The sequence below is a fragment of the Microbacterium sp. GXF6406 genome (assembly GCF_054798215.1).
On the sequence record NZ_JBSJZH010000044.1, the window covers coordinates 1 to 2,677 of the forward strand.

General features: G+C 57.8%; 4 protein-coding genes. 1 reads left to right on the forward strand and 3 read right to left on the reverse strand.

The window, feature by feature from the left end; translation table 11 throughout:
* Positions 1-163 precede the first annotated feature (163 nt).
* The 3 genes from ACWAUG_RS13435 to ACWAUG_RS13445 all read right to left on the reverse strand — a co-directional run bounded on the left by ACWAUG_RS13435 (position 164) and on the right by ACWAUG_RS13445 (position 2,213).
* Positions 164-1,198 carry a hypothetical protein gene (locus ACWAUG_RS13435; RefSeq protein WP_460802808.1) on the reverse strand — a complete coding sequence of 345 codons (1,035 nt, stop codon included), beginning with the start codon at positions 1,196-1,198 and terminating at the stop codon, positions 164-166.
* Between the two features lie 31 nt (positions 1,199-1,229).
* Complete coding sequence (locus ACWAUG_RS13440) at positions 1,230-1,724, reverse strand: hypothetical protein (RefSeq protein ID WP_460802809.1); 495 nt, start codon at positions 1,722-1,724, stop codon at positions 1,230-1,232.
* A gap of 252 nt (positions 1,725-1,976) precedes the next feature.
* The gene (locus ACWAUG_RS13445; protein ID WP_460802810.1) at positions 1,977-2,213 is read right to left on the reverse strand and encodes an integrase core domain-containing protein; all 237 of its coding nucleotides are present in this window, start codon (positions 2,211-2,213) and stop codon (positions 1,977-1,979) included.
* A gap of 91 nt (positions 2,214-2,304) precedes the next feature.
* Between ACWAUG_RS13445 and ACWAUG_RS13450 the strand changes: the two genes are divergently transcribed.
* Positions 2,305-2,677, forward strand: a 373-nt coding sequence (locus tag ACWAUG_RS13450; protein ID WP_460802811.1) for a helix-turn-helix domain-containing protein, incomplete at its 3' end; no start/stop codon positions are given.

The window sequence follows — 2,677 nt, forward strand, 5'->3', positions numbered from 1 at the left end:
TGACGAACTATGTTGCCAGATCGCTACTCGAAGCCGGAGGATTCAGACCCCACCTACACCCTCGATTGCGATGAGCCACCAATATAGGCGATTGCGCCAGACGGGGCAATGCCAGGGGCCCGACATCACAAGATGCCGGGCCCCTGTTCAAGCGCGAAAACGCTTACATGCCCATTGAACGCATAAGACGAGCAGAAGAGCGCGACGTAGTCGTGTAGCGAAGCGTGTTGTACGCAGCCACCTGATACAGCCCAGACGCCGCACTCAGCATGATTGATGCGGCGACGGTACCGAGACCGAATACCACGCCAGCAGCATTCGGAGCCATCAAAGACGCAACGATTCCAACAAGCGCACCGAGAGAATCGTCGTCGCCCCACGCATCACCCAGGTTGCTGTGGAGTGCGGCAACAATGTCTGCGGCAGAACCATCTGCAGCAAGGATTGTTTGAATACTGCCAAAGCTTTCCAGAATTCCCTGACCCGTGAAGTACAAGTCAGCGCCGGTCACACCACCCTCAAGAGCAGAACCCACCGAACCATCGAGCGCATTCTTGAGCGCTGGAATCGGGTTCGACGCAAAAGTAGTCACATCCAGCACCATGCCGCCGACATTAGCCGCTAGTGCAACATTATTGGTGGACGTGAAATAGTTGTTATACGCCGTACGATCCGAATTAGTGATCCATGAGGGATAATATGCTGCCGGATTACCGCACAAGCTCGGCAGATCGAAGAAGTGCGACATATACATGTACACCGTCTCCGACTCCAACGAGCCTGCATTGACGTCACGCGCCTTGTTCAGCGAAGCCTGCTGCTGCGCATATGCCAGCACAGTGCCAGTCTGCGTGCAATCGGTCGGGCGCGAAGTCGGCAGAGGAGGCACCGACGGAGCTCCAGCGACAGAACTATTGACTACAGCCTCAAGGACGCCGACATCGGAGGGTGAGACAGTCGGAATTTCGGACAGCTCAATGCCCAGCGACTCCAGAACCTCGACGATCTTTCCCGACTGCGTAATGTAATGCGCGGTCTCCGCAGTAAGCGGGCTTGATGTCGTAGCCGACTGTACGGCCGGAGCTGGTTGTGAACTAGCCGCAGCAGCTGGCGTCGCACCGAAGGTGAACAGAGCCAAAGCAGGAACTGCTACAAATGCCGACAATTTGTATGATTTTCTCATCTCAATCTTTCTCATAGGTTTCATTCCAACGTCATAGGACACTGGCTCAAGAAGAGGAGGAGTGTGAGTCGCTAGCTGTCGTTGGAATGTAAACCGGAGTAAAACACTTAGCGATGAAGAACACCAAAAGAATCAGACCAGCAAGCATGTAATACGCGGTCACAATACCTGCCGCGATCCCCGAAAAACCAAGATCCGCTCCAGATACTCGCTGCCATTCCATCACTCTTGAATCAAGAGCAGGAGTAAGCATGAGTTGACCCCACGCAGCAATGATCCCTACGAACACGCCCACCACGGCTACGTCAACCAAACGTGAACGTGGCACGTAACGAGACCTGAAGGTTAGGTCATAAAAATCACTGTCGTGCCGCGCGAAGCGAAACAGCGGAATCCCCAACAGAACCAACGGAAGTAGGTATGGGGCTGTTGACCCACCGACAGAGCGATTTGTGCTCGGATCGCCCAGACCTGCAACCTCCCAGTAGACGGACAGCGCAAAGCTTCCAAGCAATGCGACCCAGATACCCAGCCATTGCATTCGACGATTCCACAAAGCCCGCACACTCGGCCTTTCCATAAACGGGGCAGAAGCTAGATTCCGACCCCAACCTTCTCTAATCAGTGACGATCAACACGCATCCCACAGCCACCGCCCACGCACAGTCAGGCCCCAAGCAGCCCCTAATAACGACTGATGCCGGCATGTCCCATAGCCACCACGAACATCGTATGCACTCTACTGAGGCTGGGACTGAGGCTGACCCCGTTTCCCGGACAGGTGGTTGGTTGGTCAGGCTGCCAGCGCGAGCTGGCGTCGTTCGTACTCTAGCGGGCTGAGGTAGCCGATGGCGGAGTGTCGGCGACGGGCGTTGTACCAGCCATCGATCCAGACGTAGGCGCCGCGTCGCGCGGCGTCGATCGTGGCGAAGGCGTGCCGGTGGTAGTACTCGTTCTTGAACGTGGACCAGAACGATTCCGCGGCGGCATTGTCCCAGCACACCCCGGTGCGGCCCATCGACCGCAGCACGCCAAGCTCCTTCGCTGCTTTCGCGAGCTGTGCGCTGGTGTACTGACCGTATTCAACCGGTCGTCGCAACACCGGCGAATCGGGGTATCGGATGAGCGTGTGGGACAAGCAGGAGCAGGTCCGGGCATATCGAGGGCAGATCGTGTCTCCTGGTCGGCCGAGCGTCGCGTGGCGGCAGGATCGGGTGCAGTTTTGGGTGGCGATCGCTGCGGGGAAGAAGACACGCGAGGCGGGGGCGGCTGCGGGTGTTTCGGAACCGGTCGCGCACCGGTGGTTCCGCGACGCTGGTGGAGTGAATCCACAATTGCCTCCCACCGTGTCTGGTCGATATCTGTCGCCGTCTGAACGTGAGAACATCGCGCTGTGGCGTGCGCAAGGAGCTGGCGTGCGTGAGATCGCCGGACGCTTGGGGCGTGCGCCATCGACGATCTCGCGGGAGTTGCGGCGCAATGCGTCCACGCGTA